Annotated in this window: 15 protein-coding genes; 8 read left to right on the forward strand and 7 right to left on the reverse strand. The window is 70.4% G+C overall.

Annotated features, from left to right (window positions below):
• Positions 1-5: 5 nt before the first annotated feature.
• Positions 6-731 (reverse strand): vWA domain-containing protein, encoded by a 726-nt coding sequence (locus tag ACWFRU_RS00555; RefSeq protein ID WP_453683570.1) that lies wholly within the window; start codon positions 729-731, stop codon positions 6-8.
• 47 nt (positions 732-778) lie between these two features.
• On the opposite strand from ACWFRU_RS00555, the gene ACWFRU_RS00560 reads away from it, so the two are divergent.
• Positions 779-1,510 (forward strand): SDR family NAD(P)-dependent oxidoreductase, encoded by a 732-nt coding sequence (locus tag ACWFRU_RS00560; RefSeq protein ID WP_453684458.1) that lies wholly within the window; start codon positions 779-781, stop codon positions 1,508-1,510.
• Between the two features lie 54 nt (positions 1,511-1,564).
• On the forward strand, positions 1,565-2,461 hold the full coding sequence (locus ACWFRU_RS00565) for a chitosanase (protein ID WP_453683571.1): 897 nt from the start codon (positions 1,565-1,567) through the stop codon (positions 2,459-2,461).
• 20 nt (positions 2,462-2,481) lie between these two features.
• On the opposite strand, the gene ACWFRU_RS00570 is transcribed toward ACWFRU_RS00565, so the two are convergent.
• The 6 genes from ACWFRU_RS00570 to ACWFRU_RS00595 form a co-directional block, all read right to left on the reverse strand.
• Positions 2,482-3,348, reverse strand: coding sequence for a carbohydrate ABC transporter permease (locus ACWFRU_RS00570; protein WP_453684459.1), 867 nt, complete (start codon positions 3,346-3,348; stop codon positions 2,482-2,484).
• A 2-nt stretch (positions 3,349-3,350) separates the two neighbouring features.
• Positions 3,351-4,346, reverse strand: a complete 996-nt coding sequence (locus ACWFRU_RS00575; protein ID WP_453684461.1) for a carbohydrate ABC transporter permease — start codon at positions 4,344-4,346, stop codon at positions 3,351-3,353.
• 37 nt (positions 4,347-4,383) lie between these two features.
• Positions 4,384-5,685, reverse strand: coding sequence for a sugar ABC transporter substrate-binding protein (locus ACWFRU_RS00580; protein ID WP_453683572.1), 1,302 nt, complete (start codon positions 5,683-5,685; stop codon positions 4,384-4,386).
• A gap of 392 nt (positions 5,686-6,077) precedes the next feature.
• Positions 6,078-7,538: a glutamate synthase subunit beta gene (locus ACWFRU_RS00585; RefSeq protein ID WP_453683573.1), complete on the reverse strand. Its 1,461-nt coding sequence runs from the start codon at positions 7,536-7,538 to the stop codon at positions 6,078-6,080.
• On the reverse strand, positions 7,531-12,126 hold the full coding sequence (gene gltB / locus ACWFRU_RS00590; RefSeq protein WP_453683574.1) for a glutamate synthase large subunit: 4,596 nt from the start codon (positions 12,124-12,126) through the stop codon (positions 7,531-7,533). The genes ACWFRU_RS00585 and gltB overlap by 8 nt, the downstream gene beginning before the upstream one ends.
• 306 nt (positions 12,127-12,432) lie before the next feature.
• Entirely contained in the window at positions 12,433-13,164 is a 732-nt protein-coding gene (locus ACWFRU_RS00595; RefSeq protein ID WP_453683575.1) for a VIT1/CCC1 transporter family protein, read from the reverse strand.
• Between the two features lie 235 nt (positions 13,165-13,399).
• Between ACWFRU_RS00595 and ACWFRU_RS00600 the strand changes: the two genes are divergently transcribed.
• From ACWFRU_RS00600 to ACWFRU_RS00625, 6 genes are read left to right on the forward strand one after another with little or no spacing between them, the layout of a single operon-like run.
• Positions 13,400-14,389: an ADP-ribosylglycohydrolase family protein gene (locus ACWFRU_RS00600; RefSeq protein ID WP_453683576.1), complete on the forward strand. Its 990-nt coding sequence runs from the start codon at positions 13,400-13,402 to the stop codon at positions 14,387-14,389.
• On the forward strand, positions 14,386-15,630 hold the full coding sequence (locus ACWFRU_RS00605; RefSeq protein WP_453683577.1) for an ADP-ribosylglycohydrolase family protein: 1,245 nt from the start codon (positions 14,386-14,388) through the stop codon (positions 15,628-15,630). The genes ACWFRU_RS00600 and ACWFRU_RS00605 overlap by 4 nt, the downstream gene beginning before the upstream one ends.
• A complete protein-coding gene (locus ACWFRU_RS00610) occupies positions 15,587-16,783 on the forward strand; it encodes an ADP-ribosylglycohydrolase family protein (protein WP_453683578.1) in 1,197 nt (398 codons plus the stop codon). Before ACWFRU_RS00605 ends, ACWFRU_RS00610 begins: the two co-directional genes overlap by 44 nt.
• Complete coding sequence (locus tag ACWFRU_RS00615; RefSeq protein WP_453683579.1) at positions 16,780-18,219, forward strand: ADP-ribosylglycohydrolase family protein; 1,440 nt, start codon at positions 16,780-16,782, stop codon at positions 18,217-18,219. The genes ACWFRU_RS00610 and ACWFRU_RS00615 overlap by 4 nt, the downstream gene beginning before the upstream one ends.
• Positions 18,216-19,124: a ribokinase gene (gene rbsK, locus ACWFRU_RS00620; RefSeq protein WP_453683580.1), complete on the forward strand. Its 909-nt coding sequence runs from the start codon at positions 18,216-18,218 to the stop codon at positions 19,122-19,124. The genes ACWFRU_RS00615 and rbsK overlap by 4 nt, the downstream gene beginning before the upstream one ends.
• Positions 19,121-20,308: a CaiB/BaiF CoA transferase family protein gene (locus tag ACWFRU_RS00625; RefSeq protein ID WP_453683581.1), complete on the forward strand. Its 1,188-nt coding sequence runs from the start codon at positions 19,121-19,123 to the stop codon at positions 20,306-20,308. Before rbsK ends, ACWFRU_RS00625 begins: the two co-directional genes overlap by 4 nt.
• Positions 20,309-20,323 lie beyond the last annotated feature (15 nt).

Consider the following 20,323-nt stretch of genomic DNA (forward strand, 5'->3'; position numbering starts at 1 on the left):
GGGGATCAGGTGGTCACGATCCCCTGCGCCCGCGCCGCCGCGAGCCAGGCCGGGAACTCCCCGACCAACTGGTCGTACAGCCGGTCGTCCGGGACGGTGCGCGGGTCGTGCCCCGCGTGGAAGAAACCCGCGTTGTCGACGGCGCGCTTGGCGGGCACGGCGAGTTCGTCGAGCTTGCGGAGGTAGTCGAACTGCTTGCTCTTCGCGTCCCCGAAGCCGATGAACTGCCAGAACAGCGGCAGCTTCGACGCCTTGCACAGATACCGCTCGGCGGCGAGCTTGTTGATGGGGCCGCCGTCGGTCTGGAAGACGACCAGGGCGGGCGCCGTGGAACCGCTGTCGACGTAGTGGTCGATCACGGCGTCCATCGCCAGGTGGTAGCTGGTCTTGCCCATGTGGCCGAGTCCGGCGACGATCTCGTCGACGCGCCCGTGGTGGCGGTCGAGGGCGATCTCCGTGACGGCGTCGACGTCCGTGGAGAAGAAGACCGTGGGCACGGTGCCGTCGTCGTCGAAGTGCGCGGACAGGCCGAGGACGCGGTCGGCGAGCGCCTGGACGGTGCCATCCTTGTAGTACGGCTTCATGGAGCCGGAGTAGTCGACGACGAGGTAGACCGCGGCGCGTTCGCCGTCCAGGCCGTGCTTGCCGAGGCTGGCCCCGGCGGTCTTGTAGAGGTCGACGAGGGCGGGCGCCGCCTCTTCCACCTTGCTCAGGCTGATCGCCGGTCCCATGTGCGGCCCCAATCTCTCGGCTCCGGTCCGCTCTTGGCGGTGACGTGATCTCTTACGGGCTTGAGGGCAAGACGGTACTCATCACCGGCGCGGGCCGTGGGCAGGGGGCGGCGGAGGCGCGGCTCTTCGCGGCGGCCGGGGCGCGGGTCGTGGTCACGGACGTGCGGGAGGAGGAGGGGCGCGAGGTCGCCGGGTCCCTTGGCGGGCAGGGTCTCTTCGTACGCCATGACGTCACGGACGCGGAGAGCTGGGCGTCGGCCGTGGCGGCCGGGGTGCGGGCGTTCGGCGGCCTGGACGCGCTCGTGAACAACGCGGCGCTGTGGCGGACGGCTTCCGTGGAGAAGGAGACGTACGAGAACTTCGAGGCGCTGATCCGGGTCAATCTCCTCGGCCCGTTCCTGGGCATCCAGGCGGTGCTGCCCGCGCTGCGGGAGGCCGGCGGCGGCTCGATCGTGAACGTCTCCTCGACCGCGGGACTCGTGGGGATTCGGGGGCACGCGGCGTACGGGTCCACGAAGTTCGGGCTGCGGGGGCTGACGCGGAGTGCGGCGCTGGACCTCGCGGAGTACGGGGTGCGGGTCAACTCCGTCCACCCGGGGGCGATCGACACCCCGATGATCTCCTCCGCCTCGGCCGGTCGGGACTGGTCCCATCTGCCGCTGGGGCGGATGGGCCGCCCCGAGGAGGTCGGGGAGCTGATCCTCTTCCTCGCGTCGGAGGCGTCCTCGTACATCACGGGGGCGGAGTTCGCGGTGGACGGGGGGTCGACGGCGGGGTAGGGCTCCGAGATCCGGAAGGCGCGCTACCGCGAAACCGCACGTAATCTTGTGCGAATGAAACGTGCAGGCCTCCTCCTTCTCGCCGTCGCCCCGGTCGCCACGGTCGCCGCCTATCTCCTGGGCGGGGACTCGGACAGTGATGCCGCCGCAGGTCAGCACGGGCCCGGCACCCAGCGTCCGTACGACAAGGACAAGTCGGCGGCCGAGATCAAGGCCGACGACAAGCTGATCGCGAGCCTGCCCCCCGGCCTCGCGACGCCCGCCAAGAAGGAGCTGGCCCAGAAGCTCGTGACGAGCGCGGAGAACTCCACGCTGAACTGGCGCGGTCAGTACGGCTACATCGAGGACATCGGCGACGGGAACGGCTACACCGCGGGCATCATCGGTTTCTGCACCGGCACCCACGACCTGCTGACCCTCGTCGAGCGCTACACGAAGGACCACCCGGACAACGGCCTCGCCCGCTATCTGCCCGCCCTGCGCAAGGTCGACGGCACCGACTCGCACGAGGGCCTGGACCCCGGCTTCACCAAGGCGTGGAAGGCCGAGGCCGCGAAGCCCGCCTTCCGGAAGGCCCAGGACAGGACGCGCGACCGCGTCTACTTCGAGCCCGCGGTGCGCCTGGCCAAGCTCGACGGGCTCGGCACGCTGGGCCAGTTCATCTACTACGACGCGATGGTCCTGCACGGCCCCGGCACCGGCCCGCGCGGCTTCTACGGACTGCGCGAGGCGGCGCTGAACGAGGCGAACACACCCGCGCAGGGCGGCAAGGAGAAGGCCTACCTGGACATCTTCCTCGACATCCGCACCAAGGCGATGAAGGAGAAGAAGGCCCACCGTGACACGAGCCGCGTCGAGACGGCCCAGCGGCAGTTCCTCTACGACGGCAATCTGGCCCTGAAGACGCCGCTGACCTGGAAGGTGTACGGGGAGACGTTCAAGGTCCCGTGACCCTGAACGTCCCCCGGTGCTCAGCCCTTGACGGCGCCCGCCGCCAGGCCCGAGCCGAGCTTCCGGTGCACGATCACGAAGAAGATCATCACCGGCACGGTGACCAGCGTGGAGCTGGCCATGACCGGGCCCCAGGCCGTGGAGTTCTCGCCGAAGAACTGGTAGATGCCCACGGCGGCCGTGTACTTGTCGCTGCCCTTCATGAACGTGTACGCGAAGACGAACTCGTTCCACGCCGTGATGAAGGCGAAGATCGAGGTCGCGACGAGTCCGGGCGCCACCAGCGGAAGCAGCACGGAACGGAACATCCGGAACCAGGACGCCCCGTCGATGTACGCCGCCTCCTCGACCTCCTTGGGCACGGTCTGGACGAAGCCGCGCAGGGTCCAGATCGCGAAGGGCAGCGAGAGCGCGACGTAGACGATCGTCAGGCCGAGCAGCGAGTTGAGCATGTCGTAGTCCCGCATCTGGATGAAGAGCGGGATGACGAGCGCCTCCAGCGGCACCATCTGCACGATCAGGACCATGATCAGTACAGAGGTGCGGAACCGGAACTTGAAGCGGGCCACCGCGATCGCCGCGAAGAGCGAGAGCACTCCGGCGGCGAGGATCGTGCCGAAGCCGACGAGCGCCGAGTTCAGCAGGTAGGTGCCGAAGTTGCCCTTCTCGAACACGTAGGTGAAGTGCTCGAAGCTGATGCCGCTCGGCAGCACGTCCGAACCGCGGGTGACCGCCTTCGGGTCGAGTGCCGTGGAGATCATCCAGTACACGGGGAAGAGCGTGAAGAGCAGCAGCGCGGCGACCGCGACGGGCAGGCCGATGCGTGCGGCGGGTGTGGTGCGACTATGGGGTCTCCCCTGGTCGAGCGAAGTCGAGAGCTTGGGGATGCTCACAGGTCCTCCTCCCCCTGGCGGAACAGCGTGCGGATGTAGACGATCGTGATGGCGAGGAGCAGCAGCGTCAGCAGGACGGCGGCTGCCGCGCCCGTGCCGTAGTCGTTCTTGGCGAACGCCTGGATGTAGGAGAAGACGCCGAGGTTGTAGACCTCTTCGTTGGCGCCGTCACCTCCCGGCATCAGATAGATCTGGGTGAAGACCTTGAAGTCCCAGATGGTGGAGAGGATGGTCACCACGAGGAAGACGGGCTTGATCGTCGGCACCGTGATCTTCCAGAACCGCTGCCAGGCGTTGGCGCCGTCCAGCTCCCCCGCTTCGTAGAGCTCCTTGGGGATCGTCATCAGGCCCGCGAGGACGGTGATGGCGACGAACGGGAAGCCGTGGTGGACGACGTTCAGGGTCGCGATCGCGTAGAACGGCCCGCGCTCGGTGAACCAGTTGGTGGTCTCGGGGTCGATGAGCCCGATCGAGCCCGCGATCTGGCTGACCATGCCGTCCTGCGGCTGGAAGAGCCAGATCCAGACGTACGTCCCGGTGACGGCGGGCATGGCCCAGGCCGCGAGGATCGCGATGGAGCAGATCAGCCGCCAGGTCGGGCCCAGGCGGTTGAGCAGCAGCGCGACCAGGGTGCCGAGCGCGACGGTGAGGCCGACGCAGGCGATCGCGAAGAACGCCGTGTTGGGCAGGACCGTCTTCCACAGGAGTCCGCTGCCGAGCAGGTCGGTGTAGTGGTCGAATCCGGTGAACGTGCCCACTCCGCCGCCGAACTTGACGGCGTAGTCCTGCATCGAGAGCTTGCCGACCTGGATCAGCGGCCAGAGCAGCAGGCCCGCGAGGACCAGAAGGGAGGGGGCCAGGAGCAGCCACGGCCGGGTGAGACCGATCAGCTTCTTCTTGCGGAGGGCCGCTTCGTGTTCGGGGCGGGGGGCGGCGGGGCGACGGACCTCGGTGTCCTTCGGTCCGTCGTCCCTGGGCCCGTCGCCGAGCAGCGTGTCTTTCACTTTCACGGTGCCGACTCGCCCTTGCCTACTTGTCCTTGGCGAAGATCGCGTCCATGTCCTTGGCGGCCTTGTCCGCCGCTTCCTGGACGGAGGACTTGCCGGTCAGGATCGACTGGACCATGCCGGGGATGACCTTCGATGCCTGGATCTCGCCGTACGCCTTGGTCTTGGGGACGGTCGCGCCGGCCTCCAGCATCTGCTTGGCGAACGGCTCGACCAGCGGGTCCTTCTTCGCCTCGATCTTCTTCAGCTCGGAGTTCTGGCCCGGGAAGTAGTTGGTCTCCTCGGCCCACTTGGCCGCGAAGTCACCCGTGGTCAGCATCTTCACGAACTCCCAGGCGAGGTCCTTCTTGTCCGTGTTGAACGTGGACAGGTAGGAGCCGCCGAGGAAGGACTTGCTCATGCCGCCGGTCTGGCCGGGGATCGGCACGGCGCCCAGCTTGCCCTTGAGGTCCGGGTTGGCCTCGACGATGGCCTTCGGGGTCCAGTTGCCGTTGACGGACATGGCGACCTGGCCCTTGCCCCAGGCGTCGCCGACCTCCTTCTCCGTCCAGGTGTTGACCTTGGCCGGGGAGACCTTGTCCTTGGTGGCGAGGCCCGTGTAGAACTCGATGCCCTTGACGGCCTCGGGCGAGTTGATGCCGGATTTCCACGAGCCGCCCTGCTCGGTGGCGAGTTCGCCTCCGGCGCCCCAGATGAAGGGGGTGGCGAACATCTCGGCGCCGCCCGCGACCGGGAAGGGGATCATCCCGGGCTCCTTGTCCTTCAGCGTCTTCGCCGCGGACTGGAGCTCCTTCCAGGTGGTCGGCGCCTTGAGCTTGTGCTTCTCGAAGACGTCCTTGCGGTAGACGATGCTGCGTACGCCCGCGTACCACGGCATGCCGTACTGCTTGCCGTCGAGCGTGCCCGCGTCCTTGAGGCCCTCGACGAGGTCGTCGTTGAGCCCCGACTTCTTGACGTCATCGGTCACGTCGACGAGGGCGCCGGTCTCGGCGAACTGCGGCACCCAGGTCGTGCCGACCTCGGCCACGTCGGGGACCTGGTCCTCGCCGCCCTCGATGGCGGTGGTGAACTTCTTCTGGGCGGTGGCCCACTGCTGGTACTCGACGTGGATCTTGGCGCCGGTCTTCTTCTCGAACGCCTTCCCGGCCTCCTTGAAGAAGGGCCTGGCGTCGGGGTTGGTCCCCTCCATGATCCAGACGGTGAGCGTCTTGCCCTTGCCGTCCGTCGCCTTGCCGCCGCTGTCGCTCCCGTCATCGCCGCCGCATGCCGTCGCGGTCAGTCCGAGCGTCATGGCGATACCTGCCGCGATGACCCGTCGCTTCATACCGGCCCCCTCATGGGTACGTGCTGTCACTGCGCCGATCCGTTTGTGGGAGCGATTGTGGTCACACGCTCAGGGCGCGGTCTAGACCCATTCGGCTAAGGGGTCCGAAACGTGATTTGCGTTGCAAGCAATGCACGTTGCACTGGCTGCAACGGTTTCCCCGGGGCGGGGCCGGTCAGGCGGCCGCCGCTTCGCGGCGATCTCTCCCGCCCACCCACCCGTTACTCCGGAGCAATCGGGTGAGTGGGTGGGAGAGATCGCCGCGCAGCGGCGGGCTTGAAAGGGGCTGGAAACGCCACGACGCCCGCCCTGGTCCGGTCGGGGACAAGGCGGGCGCCGCATCAGTTCCGTACGCCGTTGTACGGGACGTATGAGGGGTTGTGCCGCAGGGATCAGACCATCAGAGATCGGTCCGTGGGTCGAATCGGCGACGGGAGGTCGCTCGCGCCGGTGAGGAAACGGTCCACGCCCCGCGCGGCCGAGCGGCCCTCGGCGATCGCCCAGACGATGAGCGACTGACCGCGGCCCGCGTCACCGGCGACGAAGACGCCGGGGACGTTCGTCTGGAACTCGGCGTCACGGGCGACGTTCCCGCGCTCGTCGAGGTCCAGGGCGAACTGGTCCACCAGACCGTTCTCGCGGTCCGTGCCCGTGAAGCCCATGGCGAGGGTCACCAGCTGGGCGGGGATCTTGCGCTCCGTGCCCGGCTTCGGCGTCAGCTTGCCGTCGATGAACTCCACCTCGGTGAGGTGCAGGAACTGGACGTTGCCGTCCTCGTCGCCCTCGAAGTGGGTGGTCGAGACGGAGTAGACCCGCTCGCCGCCCTCCTCGTGCGCGGAGGTCACCTTGTAGAGCATGGGGAAGGTCGGCCACGGCTGGTTGGCGTTCCGCTCCTCGCCCGGACGCGGCATGATCTCCAGCTGCGTGACCGAGGCCGCGCCCTGGCGGTGGGCGGTGCCCACGCAGTCCGCGCCGGTGTCGCCGCCGCCGATGACGACGACGTGCTTGCCCTCGGCCGAGACCGGGGTCGTGACGTAGTCGCCCTCCTGGACCTTGTTGGCCAGGGGCAGGTACTCCATCGCCTGGTAGACACCCTTGAGCTCACGGCCGGGGACCGGGAGGTCGCGTGCCATCGTGGCGCCCGCGGCGATGACCACCGCGTCGTGCCGCTTGCGCAGCTTCACCGCGTCTATGTCGCGGCCGATCTCCACGCCCGTACGGAACTTGGTGCCCTCCGCGCGCATCTGCTCGATGCGGCGGTTGATGTGGCGCTTCTCCATCTTGAACTCGGGGATGCCGTAGCGCAGGAGGCCGCCGATGCGGTCGGCGCGCTCGTACACGACGACCGTGTGACCGGCCCGCGTCAGCTGCTGGGCGGCGGCCAGACCCGCCGGACCCGAGCCGATGACGGCGACGGTCTTGCCGGAGAGCCGGTCGGGCGCCTGGGGCAGCACGTCGTTGGCGTCCCACGCCTTGTCGATGATCGAGACCTCGACGTTCTTGATGGTGACGGCCGGCTGGTTGATGCCGAGCACGCACGCCGACTCACAGGGCGCCGGGCACAGGCGCCCGGTGAACTCCGGGAAGTTGTTCGTGGCGTGCAGCCGCTCGGAGGCGGCCGACCAGTCCTCGCGGTACGCGAAGTCGTTCCACTCCGGGATCAGGTTGCCCAGCGGACAGCCCTGGTGGCAGAACGGGATACCGCAGTCCATGCAGCGCGACGCCTGCTTGGAGATGATCGGGAGGAGGGAGCCGGGAACGTAGACCTCGTTCCAGTCCCGGACGCGCTCGCCGACCGGGCGGGTCTGCGCGACCTCGCGGCCATGGTTCAAAAAGCCCTTGGGATCAGCCATTGGTCGCCGCCTCCATCATCTTCTCGGTGATCTCGGTCTCGGAGAGACCGGCTCGCTCGGCGGCGTCCTTGGCGGCGAGCACTGCCTTGTACGTGCTGGGGATGATCCTGCTGAAGCGCTCCACGGCGGAGTCCCACTCGGCGAGCAGCTTCTCGGCGACGGTCGAGCCCGTCTCCTCCTGGTGGCGGCGCACGACGTCGTGCAGCCACTTCTTGTCGGAGTCGTCCAGGGGCTCGACGGCGCCCAGGTTGCCGGCGTTGACGTTGTCCCGGTCGAGGTCGATGACGTACGCGATGCCGCCCGACATACCGGCCGCGAAGTTGCGGCCCGTCTCGCCGAGGACCACCGCGTGGCCACCGGTCATGTACTCGCATCCGTGGTCGCCCACGCCCTCGGACACGACCGTCGCACCGGAGTTGCGGACGCAGAAGCGCTCGCCCGTGCGGCCACGGAGGAACAGCTCGCCACCGGTCGCGCCGTACGCGATGGTGTTGCCCGCGATCGTCGAGTACTCGGCGAGGTGGTCGGCGCCGCGGTCCGGGCGGACGATGATCCGGCCGCCCGAGAGGCCCTTGCCGACGTAGTCGTTGGCGTCGCCCTCAAGGCGCAGGGTCACGCCGCGCGGCACGAACGCGCCGAACGACTGACCCGCCGAGCCGGTGAAGGTGATGTCGATGGTGTCGTCGGGCAGGCCCGCGCCACCGAACTTCTTCGTCACCTCGTGGCCGAGCATGGTGCCGACCGTGCGGTTGATGTTGCGGATCGCGACCTGCGCGCGGACCGGCTGGGCGTCGGTCGCGCCGGCCGCCGAGAGCGCGTCGGCGGCGAGCTTGATCAGCTCGTTGTCGAGCGCCTTCTCCAGGCCGTGGTCCTGGGCGGCGATCTGGTGGCGCACGGCGCCGCCGGGCAGCGACGGCACGTGGAAGAGGGGCTCCAGGTCGAGGCCCTGCGCCTTCCAGTGCTTCACGGCGCGCTCGGTGTCGAGGAGCTCGGCGTGACCGACGGCCTCCTCGATGGTGCGGAAGCCCAGCTCGGCGAGGATCTCGCGGACCTCTTCGGCGATGAACTCGAAGAAGTTGACGATGTACTCGGCCTTGCCGGAGAACCGCTCGCGCAGCGCCGGGTTCTGCGTGGCGATGCCGACCGGGCAGGTGTCCAGGTGGCAGACGCGCATCATGACGCAGCCGGAGACGACGAGCGGCGCGGTCGCGAAACCGAACTCCTCGGCGCCGAGCAGCGCGGCGATGACGACGTCACGGCCGGTCTTGAGCTGACCGTCCGTCTGGACCACGATGCGGTCGCGCAGGCCGTTGAGGAGCAGCGTCTGCTGGGTCTCGGCGAGGCCGAGCTCCCAGGGGCCGCCCGCGTGCTTGAGCGAGGTGAGCGGCGACGCGCCCGTACCGCCGTCGTGGCCGGAGATGAGGACGACGTCCGCGTGCGCCTTGGAGACACCCGCGGCGACCGTGCCGACGCCGACCTCGGAGACCAGCTTCACGTGAATCCGCGCCTGCGGGTTCGCGTTCTTCAGGTCGTGGATCAGCTGGGCCAGGTCCTCGATGGAATAGATGTCGTGGTGCGGCGGCGGGGAGATCAGGCCCACGCCGGGCGTCGAGTGACGCGTCTTGGCGACCCACGGGTAGACCTTGTGGCCGGGCAGCTGGCCGCCCTCGCCGGGCTTGGCGCCCTGCGCCATCTTGATCTGGATGTCGTCCGCGTTGACCAGGTACTCCGAGGTCACACCGAAGCGGCCGGAGGCGACCTGCTTGATGGACGAGCGGCGGGCCGGGTCGTACAGGCGGTCCGGGTCCTCGCCGCCCTCACCGGTGTTGGACTTGCCGCCCAGCTGGTTCATGGCGATGGCGAGGGTCTCGTGCGCCTCGCGGGAGATCGAGCCGTACGACATGGCGCCGGTCGAGAACCGCTTGACGATGTCGGCGGCCGGCTCGACCTCGTCGAGGGGGATCGAGGGGCGGTCCGACTTCAGGTTGAACAGGCCGCGCAGCGTCATCAGGCGCTCGGACTGCTCGTTCACGCGGTCCGTGTACTTCTTGAAGATGTCGTAGCGGCGGTTGCGCGTGGAGTGCTGCAGGCGGAAGACCGTCTCCGGGTCGAAGAGGTGCGGCTCGCCCTCACGGCGCCACTGGTACTCGCCGCCTATGTCGAGCGCGCGGTGCGCGCTGGCGATGCCCGAGCTCGGGTAGGCCTTGGCGTGCCGGGCGGCGACCTCCTGCGCGACGACGTCGATGCCGACCCCGCCGATCTTGGACGTCGTCCCCACGAAGTACTTCGCGACGAAGTCCTCCTGGAGGCCGACGGCCTCGAAGACCTGCGCGCCGCGGTAGGAGGCGACGGTCGAGATGCCCATCTTGGACATGACCTTCAGGACGCCCTTGCCGAGCGCGTAGATCAGGTTGCGGATGGCCGTCTCGGCGCCGCCGTCCTCGTCGGGCTCCAGGAACGTGCCGGCGCGGACGAGGTCCTCGACGGACTCCATCGCGAGGTACGGGTTGACGGCGGCGGCGCCATAGCCGATGAGGAGGGCCACGTGGTGGACCTCGCGGACGTCGCCCGCCTCGACGAGCAGGCCCACCTGGGTGCGCTGCTTCGTGCGGATGAGGTGGTGGTGGACGGCCGCGGTGAGCAGCAGCGAGGGGATCGGCGCGTGCTCGGCGTCGGAGTGCCGGTCGGAGAGCACGATCAGGCGGGCGCCGGCCTCTATGGCGGCGTCGGCCTCGGCGCAGATCTCCTCGATGCGGGCGGCGAGCGCCTCGCCGCCGCCGTTGACGCGGTAGAGACCGGAGAGGGTCGCGGCCGTCATGCCGGGCATGTCGCCGTCGGCGTTGATGTGGATGAGCTTGGCGAGCTCGTCGTTGTCGATCACCGGGAAGGGCAGCGTGACGCTGCGGCACGTCGCGGCGGTCGGCTCCAGGATGTTGCCCTGCGGGCCGAGCGAGGAGTGCAGCGAGGTGACGAGCTCTTCGCGGATGGCGTCCAGCGGCGGGTTGGTGACCTGCGCGAACAGCTGCGTGAAGTAGTCGAAGATCAGCCGCGGGCGCTCGGAGAGGGCCGCGATGGGGGTGTCCGTGCCCATGGAGCCGAGCGGCTCGCCGCCGGTCTTGGCCATCGGCGCGAGGATGATGCGCAGCTCTTCCTCGGTGTAGCCGAAGGTCTGCTGGCGGCGCGTGACGGAGGCGTGCGTGTGCACGATGTGCTCGCGCTCGGGCAGGTCGGAGAGCTCGATCTCGCCGGCTTCCAGCCACTCCTGGTACGGGTTCTCGGCGGCGAGGGCGGCCTTGATCTCGTCGTCCTCGACGATGCGGTGCTCGGCGGTGTCGACGAGGAACATCTTGCCGGGCTGCAGGCGGCCCTTGCGGACGACCTTCGCGGGGTCGATGTCCAGGACGCCGACCTCGGAGCCGAGGACGACGAGGCCGTCGTCGGTGACCCAGTAACGGCCGGGGCGCAGACCGTTGCGGTCGAGAACGGCGCCGACCTGGGTGCCGTCGGTGAAGGTGACACAGGCCGGGCCGTCCCAGGGCTCCATCATCGTGGAGTGGTACTGGTAGAAGGCACGGCGGGCCGGGTCCATCGAGCGGTGGTTCTCCCACGCCTCGGGGATCATCATCAGGACCGAGTGCGGAAGCGAACGGCCGCCGAGGTGGAGGAGTTCGAGCACCTCGTCGAAGGACGCGGAGTCCGAGGCGTCCGGCGTACAGATCGGGAAGACGCGATCGAGCTTCTCGGTGCTGTGCTCGCCGGGGGAGGCGAACAGGCTGGAGGCGAGCTGCGACTCACGTGCCCGCATCCAGTTCCGGTTGCCCTTGACCGTGTTGATCTCGCCGTTGTGCGCGACGAAGCGGTACGGGTGTGCGAGCGGCCAGCTCGGGAACGTGTTCGTGGAGAAGCGCGAGTGGACGAGCGCGACGGCCGTGGCGAAACGGCGGTCGGACAGGTCGGGGAAGAACGGCTCGAGCTGGCCGGTGGTCAGCATGCCCTTGTAGACGATGGTCCGGGCGGAGAGCGAGGGGAAGTACGTCCCGGCCTCACGCTCGGCGCGCTTGCGCAGCACGAAGGCCTTGCGGTCGAGCGCGACGCCGGTGCTCTCGCCGTCGGCCACGAAGATCTGCCGGAAGACGGGCATCGTCGAGCGGGCGGTGGACCCGAGCAGCTCGGGGGCGACGGGGACGTCGCGCCAGCCGAGGACCGTCAGGCCCTCCTCCGAGGCGATCGTCTCGATCTGTGAGACGGCGCCGTCGGTCGTGCCCGCGGTGTCGACGGGCAGGAAGGCGATGCCGACGGCGTAGGCACCGGCATCGGGGAGCGCGAAGCCCGCGACCTCGCGCAGGAAGGCATCCGGCACCTGGAGCAGGATTCCGGCGCCGTCACCGGAGTCCGGCTCGGAGCCGGTGGCGCCACGGTGTTCGAGATTGCGCAGTACGGTCAGCGCCTGTTCGACAAGCTCATGGCTGGCTACACCGGTGAGGGTGGCCACGAACCCGACACCACAGGCGTCGTGCTCGTTACGGGGGTCGTACATGCCCTGGGGGGCGGGGCGACCGTCCATGGGCGACCAGGCGTGCGTACGCATTGGCTCTCCCGTCGTCGTCGTGGCATAGGCAAAAAGGCGAGGGACGACGTTGGCCCAGGCAAAATTTCGTGCAGGTTACATGATGGAACGCTTCTCGAAAAGCGGATAGCTCATTCCACCATGTGGACACCGCCCATAGGCGTGGGGAGCGGTGGGGGACCTCTGCGGACAGATCGATGACCGTAGGCCCGAGAGCGGCACAGGCCTCATTGCCCGCAGCGCTTACGGCTCATGCCCGGTGGTTAAGGATTCGAAACCGCCGAGTAACGGCTAGTTATGCAGAGTCCCGCATAGGACTGCAAGGGTTCATCCTACGGCCGTACCGAACAAGCTGCCCAGGGCGTACGTCACACCCGCCGCCGCCCCGCCGAGCGCGAGCTGCCGCAGACCGCTGAACCACCAGGACCGCGCGGTCACCTTCGCGACGACGGCGCCGCAGGCGAAGAGGCCGATCAGCGCGAGCAGTAGCGCGGGCCAGAACGTGTCGGCGCCGAGCAGATACGGCAGCACGGGGAGCAGGGCGCCGAGCGCGAAGGCGCCGAAGGAGGAGACCGCGGCGACGAGCGGGGACGGCAGGTCGCCGGGGTCGATACCCAGCTCCTCGCGCGCGTGGATCTCCAGGGCCTGCTCGGGGTCCTTGGACAGCTGCCGGGCGACCTCGCGGGCGAGGCCCGGCTCTACGCCACGCGACACGTACAGCGCGGCCAGCTCCCGCTCCTCGTCCGCCGGGTGCTTGCGCAACTCCCGCCGCTCCACGTCGAGTTCGGCCTGCACGAGCTCACGCTGCGAGGCGACCGAGGTGTACTCGCCGGCCGCCATGGAGAAGGCGCCCGCGGCGAGCCCGACGAGCCCCGTCACGACGATGGTCCGCTGCGAGACGGCTCCGCCCGCGACACCGGTCATCAGGGCCAGGTTGGACACCAGGCCGTCCATCGCGCCGAAGACTGCGGGGCGCAGCCAGCCGCCGTTGACGTCGCGGTGGGTGTGGTTGTCGCGGTGCGCCTCGTGCAGTGCCGCTTCGGTCTCGATGATCGCCATGGTGGGCCCCCTCAGTGCTTGGACGATCTCGAAAGTACGCGCGAAAAATCGCTCTCGCCAGCAAGGAAGGCCGTACTTACCTGCGCTTGCGCATATGTGAACGGACCGGGAACGGGGGTTCCTCGAACCGGTGAGCGCATGCGTCGGAGGGGTGACGTCAGGGGTGCGGATGCTCGCCTCGGGGGCGCCGCGTGGCAGGGATACCCGCAACGTCTTCGCACCATGGAGGCACGGCATGACGAGCTCGACCGGTGTGACAGGAGCGATCGGCCTGAGAGAGCGGGCGCGCGGCGCCCTTCTCGGCCTCGCGGTCGGCGACGCGCTGGGCGCGCCCGCCGAGAACATGAAGCCGTCGGAGATCCGCCGCCGTTGGGGACGCATCACCGGATACGTCGCCGAGCATCCCGCCGGCACGGACGACACCGAGTACGCGATCTTCTCCGGGCTCCTCCTGGCCCGGCACGGCTCGGCGCTCACCGTCGCGCACGTCGAGGCGGCCTGGCACGAATGGATCGCGGACCTCGACGAGGGCCCTTTCCGGGGCGCGGGCTTCAGCGAGCGCGGCACCCTGGAGAACCTGCGCCGCGGCCTCGCGGCGCCCATCTCGGCGCAGCACCGGCACGCGTGGAGCGACGGCCTCGCGATGCGGGCCGCCCCGTTCGGGGTCTTCGCCGCGGGGCACCCCGCCGAAGCGGCCCGGCTCGTGGCGATCGACGGCTCCGTCAGCCATGACGGCGAGGGCATCTACGGCGGGCAGGCGGTGGCCGCGGGGGTCGCGGCGGCGATGGGCGGCGAGCCGGTGGACTCCGTGGTGGCCGCGGCCCTGGCCGTCATCCCGGAGGACTGCTGGACGTCCCGCTCACTGCGGCGGGCCGTGGCGGTGGCCCATCGCGGCGAACGCGTGGTCCGCTCCGCGGTGGTGATCGGCGGCTACCCCTGGACCGACCTCGCCCCCGAGGCGGTGGGGCTCGCCTTCGGGGCGTACGCGGCCGCCTCCGGGGAGTTCTCCGGTGCGGTGCTCACCGCCGTGAACATGGGGCGGGACGCGGACACGACTGCCGCGGTGGCCGGGGCGCTGGCCGGGGCGACGTGTGGCGCCTCCGCGATCCCACCGCCTTGGGCAGCGGCGATCGGCCCCGTGCGGGGCAGCTGCCTTCCCTCGATGCGGGGGCATCACGTACTGGACGTGGCGGAGTTGCTTGTCTCTGACCTGGGGGTCTCATGACGGAGGACAAGCCCGCCGCTTCGCGGCGGATCTTTCCCACCCACCCACCCGTCTACCCCGCAGCCGTCTCCGCCACGGAGATCGAGGGACTTCTCCTCGGCCTCGCGGCAGGCGACGCCGCAGGTTGGCCCGCGGCCAGGCATCGCGCCGCCCGCATGCCCGAGTGGACACGGCGACTCACCCGTGAACTGGACACCTTCGCCGAGCAGAACGCCACCACCACCCTCCCCGTCCCCATCGCGCTCAACCAGCCCCCGGAACCCCTCCGCCTCGGCCCCTCCGACGACGCCGAATGGGCGGCCTTCGCCGCCGAGTCGCTGCTCCGCGCGGCGGACGGGACGCTCGGCCCCCAGCTGTCCCCGGACCGCCGGGTCCGCGCGGCCCTCGACCTCGCCTGGAACACCCTCGCCAGCGAGATCGCCGCCGCGGCGGCCCGAGCCCCCGAGGTCGAGTCAGCGGTACTCCCCCTCCGCGCCCGCATCTCCGTACGCGCGGGCCTCGGCAACCTCGCCACCGGCCTGCGCCCACCCGCCACCGGCCACGACAACCCCCACTTCTTCGACGACGCCGCCTGCGTACGCTCCTGCGTCCTCGCCCTCGTCCACCCCGGCGAGCCCGAACAGGCCGCCGCCCTGGCCGAGTTCGACGCCCGCTACTCCCAGGACGGGGACGGCGTGCACGGAGCCCGCGCCATGGCCGCGGCCATCGCCGCGGCACTCGGCGGCGCGGACGTCGACGCCACCGTGGACGCCGCTCTCGCCCAGCTCCCTGAGCACACCGAGATCGGCCGCAACGCCTGGCACGCCGTCAAACTCGCCCGCAGCCAGCCCGAGGACGGCGCGTTCGGCCTCGTCCCGCTCCTGGAGCACCAGATCGTCGACCACGTCTACAGCTACGGCATCGCCGCCGCCGAGACCGTCCCCGTCGCCCTCGCCCTGACCACCGCCGCCCGCGGCCGCATCCGTGACGCGGTCCCCGCCGCCGCCTGCCTCTCCCGCGTCGCCGACTCCGCCCCCGCCCTGGCCGGCGCCCTGACCGGGGTCCTCGGCACGGCCGCCGCCATCCCCGAGGCCTGGCGCGACGCCTGCCGCACCCTCTCCGGCTGCGCGCTCCCCCGCCTCGCGGGCACCGACCTGGTGGAACTCGCCGGGCACCTCGCAGCCACGGAACTGACCGTCCCGGGAGGACAATTCCGACATGACGTCATCAACAGCCCCAACGCCCCGGACCCCGGCCACTGAACTGCTCCCCACCGACCTGCCCCTCTCCGAGCGGATCACCGCCTGTCTGGTCGGTGCGGCGGTGGGCGACGCCCTCGGCGGCCCCGTCGAGGGCTACTCCCCCGAGCAGATCGTCGAACGCCACGGTGGCCGCGTACACGGCATCGTCGGCCCCTGGAACGGCGACCAATGGCGCACCGCCCGCCCCATCGCCCCGTACCACAAGGGCGACGGGCACGTCACCGACGACACCCTGATGACGCACGCGCTCATCCGCGTGTACGCCGCCGTCCGCGACCACCTGGACGCCTACGCGGTCGCCGACCACCTGGTCCCCGACCTCATGACGCACCCCCGCTGGATCCCCGAACTGGAGACGGAGGCCATCCCGCTCCACCGCGTCTTCCTCGCCGAGAAGTGGATCGTCGCCCGCATCCACTACGGCCACGTCGACCCGCGCGAGGCGGGCACGGGAAACATCGTCAACTGCGGCGCCGCGATGTACATGGCCCCGGTCGGCCTGGTCAACGCGGCGAACCCGGCGGGTGCGTACGCCGAGGCCCTCGATGTCGCGGGCGCCCACCAGTCGTCGTACGGACGTGAGGCGGCCGCGGTCTTCGCGGCGGCGGTCGCGGCGGCCTGCGCGCCGGGCGCGACGCCGACCTCCGTCATCGACACCGCCCTCTCCCTCGCCAAGGACGGCACGCGGGCCGCGATCGAGTCGGCGGCCGAAGTGGCGGCCCACTACACGGACTTCGAGTCGGCGCTCGTCCCCCTCCGCACCGCCGTCGCCCCCTTCGACACCGTCGGCCAGGACTACCGCGCGCCCTCGCTCGGGGCCCGCCGCCCCTCCCGCCTGCACGCCATCGAGGAACTCCCGGTCGCCCTCGGCATGCTCCTGGTGGGCGACGGCGACTACCGCCATACGGTGCTCGGCTCGGTCAACTACGGCCGTGACTGCGACTCCATCGCCACCATGAGCGGCGCGATCGCCGGCGCGCTCGGCTCGGAGGCACCGGCCGAATGGTCGAAGACGGTCGCGGAGGCGAGCCGCCTGGACCTGCACGCCCCCGCGGCGACGCTCGCGGAGGTCACCCAGGAGATCTTCACCCGCGACGTACGCCGCCGCCGCACCCACGAGTCGGCGTACGCGGCCCTGACGGCCACCCCATGATCCGCCTCACCTGGGTCCAGCCGGAGGACTTGATCGGCCACGAACTCCGCCAGTCGGAGGAGGAGGGCAAGGACGTAGGTTCAGCACGCACACGCTGGCTGAAAGCGGGCGGCCACGAGGCCCCACCAAGAGCAGGCGCGTCCCCTACACCCCCCGCGCCCCACCTACGGGCTCTGGCGGAGGAACTCCTGACCGAACTGTCCCAGCTGCCTTCGTTGTGGGCAGGCGTTCCGCAGGGCGATGGGGGTCCCCCCGCTCGAACGGAGTTGAGAGTGGGGGAGGGTGGGCACAACACCACGAACCGGCCCGCACCAGAGATCAGAGCCCCGCGGCAGGCGGTTTCGGGAAGGGGTGGGATTGGGGACAAAGAAGCCCTATACCACCGCCTCAACGCCGCCTGGCTAGGCAGAGCCGCAGGCTGCCTCCTGGGCAAGCCAGTGGAAAAGCTCCCACTGGAAGGCATCAGAAGCCTCGCCCAGGCAACAGGCAACTGGCCCCTAACCACCTGGTTCACAGAAAAGGGCCTCCCCCGGGAGCTAAAAGAAGCCCACCCCTGGAACAAACGCTCCGCCCCCACCTCCCTCGCCGAGAACATCGACGGCATGCCCGAGGACGACGACCTCAACTACCCCCTCCTCAACCTCCGCCTCCTCCAACGCCACGGCAGGAACTTCACCACCACGGACGTGGCGAGGCTCTGGCTGGACGAGCTCCCCGCGGCCCGCACCTTCACCGCCGAACGCATCGCCTACCGCAACCTCCTCAACGGCATCGAGCCCCCGCACACCGCCACCCACCACAACCCCTTCCGGGAGTGGATCGGCGCCCTGATCCGCGCCGACGTGCACGGCTGGACCAACCCGGGCGCGCCCGAGGCCGCCGCCGACCAAGCCCGCCGCGACGCGACCCTCACCCACACCGCCAACGGCGTGTACGGCGCGATGTTCGCGGCGGCCACCATCGCCGAGGCGGCGGCAGGCACCGGAGACGTCCACCACTGCCTGCGCACGGGCCTCACCGTCGTACCGCACGACTCACGTCTGTCCCACGCGATCAGCCACGGCATCCAACTGGCGCGTACGACAAGGGACTTCGGCGACATCGTGGACGCCCTGCACACCACCCACGCCCGCCTCCACTGGGTCCACGTCATCCCCAACGCCGCCCTCCTCGCCGCCGCCCTCACCCACGCCGACGGCGACTTCACCGGCTCCATCACGCGCGCGGTGTCCGGCGGCTGGGACACCGACTCGAACGGCGCCACCGCCGGCTCGATCGCGGGCCTGCTCGCGGGCCACCCGGACGCGCTCCCGGACCGCTGGACCGCCCCGCTCAAGAACCGCCTCGCCACCTCGATCACCGGCTTCGACGGCACCGGCTTCGACACGCTCGCCGACCTCACCACCGAACTCGCCCAGGAGAGGCCCCACCCATGACCCACATCGCCGTGCTCGGCAGCACGAACATGGACCTCGTCGCGTACGTAGCCAAGGCACCGCAGCGCGGAGAGACCGTCACCGGGCGCGAGTTCCGTACGCTCCCCGGCGGCAAGGGCGCCAACCAGGCCGTCGCGGCGGCCCGTGCGGGCGCCGACGCCGTGTCGATGATCGGCGCGGTCGGCGCCGACGCCTTCGGCACCCAGCTGCGTACCGCGCTCGAACACTCCGGCGTCGACACCGACCTGCTGCGCACCGTGGACACCGCCCCCACCGGCACCGCGCACATCGTGGTCGACGACGAGGGCGGCAACGCGATCGTCGTCATCCCCGGCGCCAACGCCACGCTCACCGCGCTCGCCCCGGGCGACGAGGGCCTGATCACCTCCGCCAACACCCTCCTGCTCCAGTTGGAGATCCCCGTGGAGGGGGTGCTCGCCGCCGCGCAGGCCGCCCGCAGGCACGGCGTACGCACCATCCTCACCCCGGCGCCCGCCCAGCCCCTGCCTCCCGAACTCCTGGATTCCATCGACCTGTTGGTGCCGAACGAGTACGAGGCGGCCACCCTCACCGGCCTGACCGATCCGCACGACGCCGCCCGTTCGCTCCTCTCCCAGGTCCCCGAGGTCGTCGTCACGCTCGGCTCGCGCGGCAGCCTGTACGCGGCCAGGGGCGCCGAGCCGGTCATGGTCGAGGCTCCGCACGTCACCGCCGTGGACACGACCGGCGCGGGCGACACCTTCGTCGGCACCCTCGCGGTGGCGCTCGCCGAGGGCGGCTCCGTGCGGGACGCGCTCACCTGGGCGTCGTCGGCCGCCGCGCTCTCCGTCCAGCGTCCGGGGGCGTCGTCCTCCATGCCGTTCCGCTCCGAGATCGACACCCAGGCGAACGGCGCCACGTCATGACCGCGCCCCTCACCGGGCTCCGCGTCCTCGACCTGGCGACGCTCTTCGCGGGCCCGCTCGCCGCCACGATGCTCGGCGACTTCGGCGCGGAGGTCATCAAGGTCGAGCACCCGCGCAAGCCCGACCCGTCCCGCGGGCACGGCCCGTCCAAGGACGGCGTCGGCCTCTGGTGGAAGATCCTGGGCCGCAACAAGCGCACGATGACCCTCGATCTCTCCACACCCGGAGGCCGCGCCACCCTGCTGCGCCTCGCCGCCACGGCGGACGTGGTCGTCGAGAACTTCCGTCCGGGAACGCTGGAGAAGTGGGACCTGGGCTGGGAGGAGCTGAGCGAGGTGAACCCCCGCCTCGTCCTGACCCGCGTCACGGGCTTCGGCCAGTTCGGCCCGTACTCCCGCCGCCCCGGCTTCGGCACCCTCGCCGAGGCGATGAGCGGTTTCGCGGCGATCACCGGCGAGCCCGACGGGCCGCCGACCCTGCCGCCCTTCGGCCTCGCCGACTCGATCGCGGGCCTCGCCACGGCGTACGCGGTGATGACGGCGCTCGCGGCCCGTGACCGGACGGGCAAGGGCCAGGTGGTGGACATGGCGATCATCGAGCCGCTCCTCACGGTCCTCGGCCCGCAGCCGCTCTGGTACGACCAGCTCGGCCACGTACAGGCCCGCACCGGCAACCGCTCCACCAACAACGCGCCCCGCAACACCTACCGCACGGCGGACGGCAGTTGGGTCGCCGTCTCCACCTCCGCCCAGTCGATCGCGGAGCGCGTCATGCGCCTGGTGGGCCGCCCCGAACTGATCGCCGAGCCCTGGTTCGCGACGGGCGCGGACCGCGCGGCGCATGCGGACGAGCTCGACGGTGCGGTCGGCGGCTGGATCGCCCAGCACACCCGCGCCGAGGTGATCGAGGCCTTCGAGAAGGCGGAGGCAGCGGTCGCCCCCATCCAGGACGTACGCGACGTGATGACCGATCCCCAGTACGCGGCCCTGGACACCGTCACCACGGTCGACGACCCGGAGCTCGGCCCGCTGCGCATGCAGAACGTCCTCTTCCGCCTCTCCGAGACCCCCGGCTCGATCGGCTGGGCGGGCCGCCCGCACGGAGCGGACACAGAGGATGTCCTGACCGAACTGGGCCTGACGGAGAGCGAGATCGCGGGGCTGCGCAAGGAGGGCGCACTGTGAGCAACGCGGCGAGGG

The sequence above is a fragment of the Streptomyces sp. NPDC055099 genome (assembly GCF_053607685.1).